The following is a 5309-nucleotide window of genomic DNA, read 5'->3' as shown; positions in this document are numbered from 1 at the left end:
GCATGATGAGATCACCAATTTACCATAACATCCGTTGCGTGCACCGCTGAGAGGCTCTCAGGGCGTTTCTACGACCTCACCTGCAAAAGAACACATCTTACCCCCTGAAAACCGCTCAGAAACGCGCTGATGATTTCTGCGTACCTGCATGGCTATGCACTCAAGTGAATGAAGTAAGATTTCAGTCTGCGATCACCATAAAACCGGGAAAAAGCCGTATGACAAAACAGGAATCAGCCGCACTGAACATGGCAAAATTTATCCGGGCGCAGTCGCTGCTGCTGCTCGAAAAACTCGACGTGCTCGATCTTGATGACGAGGCAGCCGACTGTGAGCGAATGCACGAACAGGCAGAAGCGCTTTATCAGAAGCTGAGCGCACGCTTCGGTATACAGGACGGCGAATAAAGAGACGAAAAGAACGCTCACTTAGACGAAAAGCGTATCCAGGGCAACTATGTATATCCACCGTGTACATAGTCATGCCTGACGCTTTCGAGCAGGTCGAGCATGTAGGAACGACGAGCTTGATTGGTATCGGACACAATATGGCGATACGCCTCAAACATAACAGCACCCGCATCACCGCCCGAACGGCGAAGCATAGCGGAAATCATCCGCACAAAGAGCAGACGTTCATCGGGGCAAAGGCTCATAAGTTCTCCTGGTGAAAAACCAAACATGAAGCACCCATCTATTAACGTCAGCTGTGAACGCTTCATTAGAAGAAAATAGGTAAACCCGGGAAAAAGATCCAAACGTTAACATCACAGGTAAACAGAAACGTCGGGTCGATCGGGAAATTCTTTCCCGGACGGCGCGGGGTTGGGCAAGCCGCAGGCGCGTCAGTGCTTTTAGCGGGTGTCGGGGCGCAGCCCTGAACCAGTCACGTAGCGCTAGCGGAGTGTATACAGGCTAAACTTCAGAGATGCCAAGGAAGGGACAGGATATGTTTTGTAGCACCGCCACCACGGTGGCGATACTCCAAAACGCCTGGTCAGGGCACAGCCCCGACACCCCAGAGCCGACTGTAGGTCACTGGGCGAACGCGGCGGAATGATGTCGGATGACGTCATTTTGCGGCGTTAGCCCTATCCTGCATCGTATAAAAAAATGCAGCTATGGCGCGTACGGTGCCAAAGATAAGCCCGGAGATATTCCGCTTCCTCGCTCACTGACTCGCTCCGCTCGGTCGTTCGGCTGCGGCGAGCGGTACCGGCTTACTGGCGGGGCGGAAATTTCCTGGCATCTTCCAGGAAGAAGCTTAACAGGGAAGCAAGAAGGCCACGGCGAAGCCGTTTTTCCATAGGCTCCGCCCCCCTGACAAGCATCACGAAATCTGACGCTCAAATCAGTGGTGGCGAAACCCGACAGGACTTAAAGATACCAGGCGTTTCCCCCTGGTGGCTCCCTCGTGCGCTCTCCTGTTCCTGCCTTTCGGTTTACCGGTGTCATTCCGCTGTTATGGCCGCGTTTATCTCATTCCACGCCTGACACTCAGTTCCGGGTAGGCAGTTCGCTCCAAGCTGGACTGTATGCACGAACCCCCCCCGTTCAGTCCGACCGCTGCGCCTTGTCCGGTAACTATCGACTTGAGTCCAACCCGGAAAGACACGACAACGCGCCACTGGCAGCAGCCACTGATAACTGTTTAGAGGAGTTAGTCTTGAAGTTATGGGCCGGTTAAGGCTAAACTGGAAGGACAGATTTGGTGACTGCGCTCCTCCAAGCCAGTTACCTCGGTTCAAAGAGTTGATCTCTCAGAGAACCTTCGAAAAACCGCCCTGCAAGGCGGTTTTTTCGTTTACAGAGCAGGAGATTACGCGCTGCTCAAAAGGATCTCAAGAAGATCATTTTTCTTTTGCAACCTAACCACACCTACTTTCTTCTTTCCTACGTATAGATAATGTTAAAATCAGCACATAAAAAAATAAACAACAGAGGCTTAAAATGAAAAAAATAACTTCTCTATTATTACTCGGAGTCTTTGGCTTGACCGGCTGCGCTCAAAATGTCAGCCCACAAGTAGCAGCTCAAGCTCAAGCGCCTATATATTGCGAAAATAAGCAGCAATGTGATGCTTACTGGACTAAAGCAAAAGCTTGGATAGCAATGAATTCAGGCTGGAAAATACAAATGGCGGATGAAACGGTTATTGCAACGTACTCACCTATTGGTAATAGTGCAATTTTAGGATATCAAGTGGTAAAAACTCCAATTGGAGGGGAAAGGCACGAAATTGTCGTTCAAACAGCCTGCGCCAATATGTTTGGCTGCATTCCTAATGCCATCGAACAAACAGCAAAATTAAAAAACTACATAAAAAACTGATGATTATATTCATGAAAGCCCACGTTTATCGGGCTTTCCGAAACAATCAAACATGCTAGGCCGATATAAACTTCACACTAAAATATCTGTCCGCATTATTTCTTACTTCTAACTCACCCATTTTTTTAATAGCACAGACGGATTCATAAACAAAGGATTCATTATATCCGTGAAAATCATTTTCATATTCAAACGTTACCCACTCAGGAAAAGATGCTTTAGCGGCATTCGTTATCTGATCTTTGAAAGCTTCAAACTTGGTCATGGATATATCCTATGTAAGAACCGGGTGGCTCAGAGAGATTTTACCACAGAAAGAATTAGCATGATGAGATCACCAATTTACCATAACATCCGTTGCGTGCACCGCTGAGAGGCTCTCAGGGCGTTTCTACGACCTCACCTGCAAAAGAACACATCTTACCCCCTGAAAACCGCTCAGAAACGCGCTGATGATTTCTGCGTACCTGCATGGCTATGCACTCAAGTGAATGAAGTAAGATTTCAGTCTGCGATCACCATAAAACCGGGAAAAAAAGCCGTATGACAAAACAGGAATCAGCCGCACTGAACATGGCAAAATTTATCCGGGCGCAGTCGCTGCTGCTGCTCGAAAAAACTCGACGTGCTCGATCTTGATGACGAGGCAGCCGACTGTGAGCGAATGCACGAACAGGCAGAAGCGCTTTATCAGAAGCTGAGCGCACGCTTCGGTATACAGGACGGCGAATAAAGAGACGAAAAGAACGCTCACTTAGACGAAAAGCGTATCCGGGGCAACTATGTATATCCACCGTGTACATAGTCATGCCTGACGCTTTCGAGCAGGTCGAGCATGTAGGAACGACGAGCTTGATTGGTATCGGACACAATATGGCGATACGCCTCAAACATAACAGCACCCGCATCACCGCCCGAACGGCGAAGCATAGCGGAAATCATCCGCACAAAGAGCAGACGTTCATCGGGGCAAAGGCTCATAAGTTCTCCGGTGAAAAACCAAACATGAAGCACCCATCTATTAACGTCAGCTGTGAACGCTTCATTAGAAGAAAATAGGTAAACCCGGGAAAAAGATCCAAACGTTAACATCACAGGTAAACAGAAACGTCGGGTCGATCGGGAAATTCTTTCCCGGACGGCGCGGGGTTGGGCAAACCGCAGGCGCGTCAGTGCTTTTAGCGGGTGTCGGGGCGCAGCCCTGAACCAGTCACGTAGCGCTAGCGGAGTGTATACAGGCTAAACTTCAGAGATGCCAAGGAAGGGACAGGATATGTTTTGTAGCACCGCCACCACGGTGGCGATACTCCAAAACGCCCGGTCAGGGCACAGCCCCGACACCCCAGAGCCGACTGTAGGTCACTGGGCGAACGCGGCGGAATGATGTCGGATGACGTCATTTTGCGGCGTTAGCCCTATCCTGCATCGTATAAAAAAATGCAGCTATGGCGCGTACGGTGCCAAAGATAAGCCTGGAGATATTCCGCTTCCTCGCTCACTGACTCGCTCCGCTCGGTCGTTCGGCTGCGGCGAGCGGTACCGGCTTACTGGCGGGGCGGAAATTTCCTGGCATCTTCCAGGAAGAAGCTTAACAGGGAAGCAAGAAGGCCACGGCGAAGCCGTTTTTCCATAGGCTCCGCCCCCCCTGACAAGCATCACGAAATCTGACGCTCAAATCAGTGGTGGCGAAACCCGACAGGACTTAAAGATACCAGGCGTTTCCCCCTGGTGGCTCCCTCGTGCGCTCTCCTGTTCCTGCCTTTCGGTTTACCGGTGTCATTCCGCTGTTATGGCCGCGTTTATCTCATTCCACGCCTGACACTCAGTTCCGGGTAGGCAGTTCGCTCCAAGCTGGACTGTATGCACGAACCCCCCGTTCAGTCCGACCGCTGCGCCTTGTCCGGTAACTATCGACTTGAGTCCAACCCGGAAAGACACGACAACGCGCCACTGGCAGCAGCCACTGATAACTGTTTAGAGGAGTTAGTCTTGAAGTTATGGGCCGGTTAAGGCTAAACTGGAAGGACAGATTTGGTGACTGCGCTCCTCCAAGCCAGTTACCTCGGTTCAAAGAGTTGATCTCTCAGAGAACCTTCGAAAAACCGCCCTGCAAGGCGGTTTTTTCGTTTACAGAGCAGGAGATTACGCGCTGCTCAAAAGGATCTCAAGAAGATCATTTTTCTTTTGCAACCTAACCACACCTACTTTCTTCTTTCCTACGTATAGATAATGTTAAAATCAGCACATAAAAAACAATAAACAACAGAGGCTTAAAATGAAAAAAATAACTTCTCTATTATTACTCGGAGTCTTTGGCTTGACCGGCTGCGCTCAAAATGTCAGCCCACAAGTAGCAGCTCAAGCTCAAGCGCCTATATATTGCGAAAATAAGCAGCAATGTGATGCTTACTGGACTAAAGCAAAAGCTTGGATAGCAATGAATTCAGGCTGGAAAATACAAATGGCGGATGAAACGGTTATTGCAACGTACTCACCTATTGGTAATAGTGCAATTTTAGGATATCAAGTGGTAAAAACTCCAATTGGAGGGGAAAGGCACGAAATTGTCGTTCAAACAGCCTGCGCCAATATGTTTGGCTGCATTCCTAATGCCATCGAACAAACAGCAAAATTAAAAAACTACATAAAAAACTGATGATTATATTCATGAAAGCCCACGTTTATCGGGCTTTCCGAAACAATCAAACATGCTAGGCCGATATAAACTTCACACTAAAATATCTGTCCGCATTATTTCTTACTTCTAACTCACCCATTTTTTTAATAGCACAGACGGATTCATAAACAAAGGATTCATTATATCCAGGAAAATCATTTTCATATTCAAACGTTACCCACTCAGGAAAAGATGCTTTAGCGGCATTCGTTATCTGATCTTTGAAAGCTTCAAACTTGGTCATGGATATATCCTATGTAAGAACCGGGTGGCTCAGAGAGATTTTACCACAGAAAGAATTA

The 5309-nt window shown here is 48.4% G+C and carries 7 protein-coding genes and 1 pseudogene; 4 read left to right on the top strand and 4 right to left on the bottom strand.

Going from position 1 to position 5309, the window contains the following annotated elements:
- Positions 1–218: 218 nt before the first annotated feature.
- Complete coding sequence (locus tag SK33_RS26330; RefSeq protein WP_000165998.1) at positions 219–407, top strand: Rop family plasmid primer RNA-binding protein; 189 nt, start codon at positions 219–221, stop codon at positions 405–407.
- 47 nt (positions 408–454) lie between these two features.
- On the opposite strand, the gene SK33_RS26325 is transcribed toward SK33_RS26330, so the two are convergent.
- Positions 455–655, bottom strand: a complete 201-nt coding sequence (locus SK33_RS26325) for a hypothetical protein (protein WP_045351243.1) — start codon at positions 653–655, stop codon at positions 455–457.
- Between the two features lie 1294 nt (positions 656–1949).
- On the opposite strand from SK33_RS26325, the gene SK33_RS26320 reads away from it, so the two are divergent.
- The gene (locus SK33_RS26320) at positions 1950–2330 is read left to right on the top strand and encodes a hypothetical protein (protein WP_032201349.1); all 381 of its coding nucleotides are present in this window, start codon (positions 1950–1952) and stop codon (positions 2328–2330) included.
- Positions 2331–2385: 55 nt separating this feature from the next.
- On the opposite strand, the gene SK33_RS26315 is transcribed toward SK33_RS26320, so the two are convergent.
- Positions 2386–2595 carry a hypothetical protein gene (locus tag SK33_RS26315; protein WP_215263282.1) on the bottom strand — a complete coding sequence of 70 codons (210 nt, stop codon included), beginning with the start codon at positions 2593–2595 and terminating at the stop codon, positions 2386–2388.
- A 278-nt stretch (positions 2596–2873) separates the two neighbouring features.
- Between SK33_RS26315 and SK33_RS26310 the strand changes: the two are divergent.
- Positions 2874–3063: pseudogene (locus SK33_RS26310) on the top strand (Rop family plasmid primer RNA-binding protein).
- 47 nt (positions 3064–3110) lie between these two features.
- On the opposite strand, the gene SK33_RS26305 reads toward SK33_RS26310, so the two are convergent.
- The gene (locus SK33_RS26305) at positions 3111–3311 is read right to left on the bottom strand and encodes a hypothetical protein (protein WP_045351243.1); all 201 of its coding nucleotides are present in this window, start codon (positions 3309–3311) and stop codon (positions 3111–3113) included.
- A 1294-nt stretch (positions 3312–4605) separates the two neighbouring features.
- Between SK33_RS26305 and SK33_RS26300 the strand changes: the two genes are divergently transcribed.
- Positions 4606–4986, top strand: coding sequence for a hypothetical protein (locus tag SK33_RS26300; protein WP_032201349.1), 381 nt, complete (start codon positions 4606–4608; stop codon positions 4984–4986).
- Positions 4987–5041: 55 nt separating this feature from the next.
- On the opposite strand, the gene SK33_RS26295 is transcribed toward SK33_RS26300, so the two are convergent.
- Positions 5042–5251, bottom strand: coding sequence for a hypothetical protein (locus tag SK33_RS26295; RefSeq protein ID WP_032201350.1), 210 nt, complete (start codon positions 5249–5251; stop codon positions 5042–5044).
- Between the last annotated feature and the right edge of the window lie 58 nt (positions 5252–5309).

Origin of the sequence: Citrobacter sp. MGH103, assembly GCF_001034475.2 — a bacterium.
GTDB lineage: Bacteria > Pseudomonadota > Gammaproteobacteria > Enterobacterales > Enterobacteriaceae > Citrobacter > Citrobacter freundii.
The sequence above is the reverse complement of the archived record's forward strand: the minus strand, read 5'-3'. Positions and strand labels throughout refer to the sequence as shown.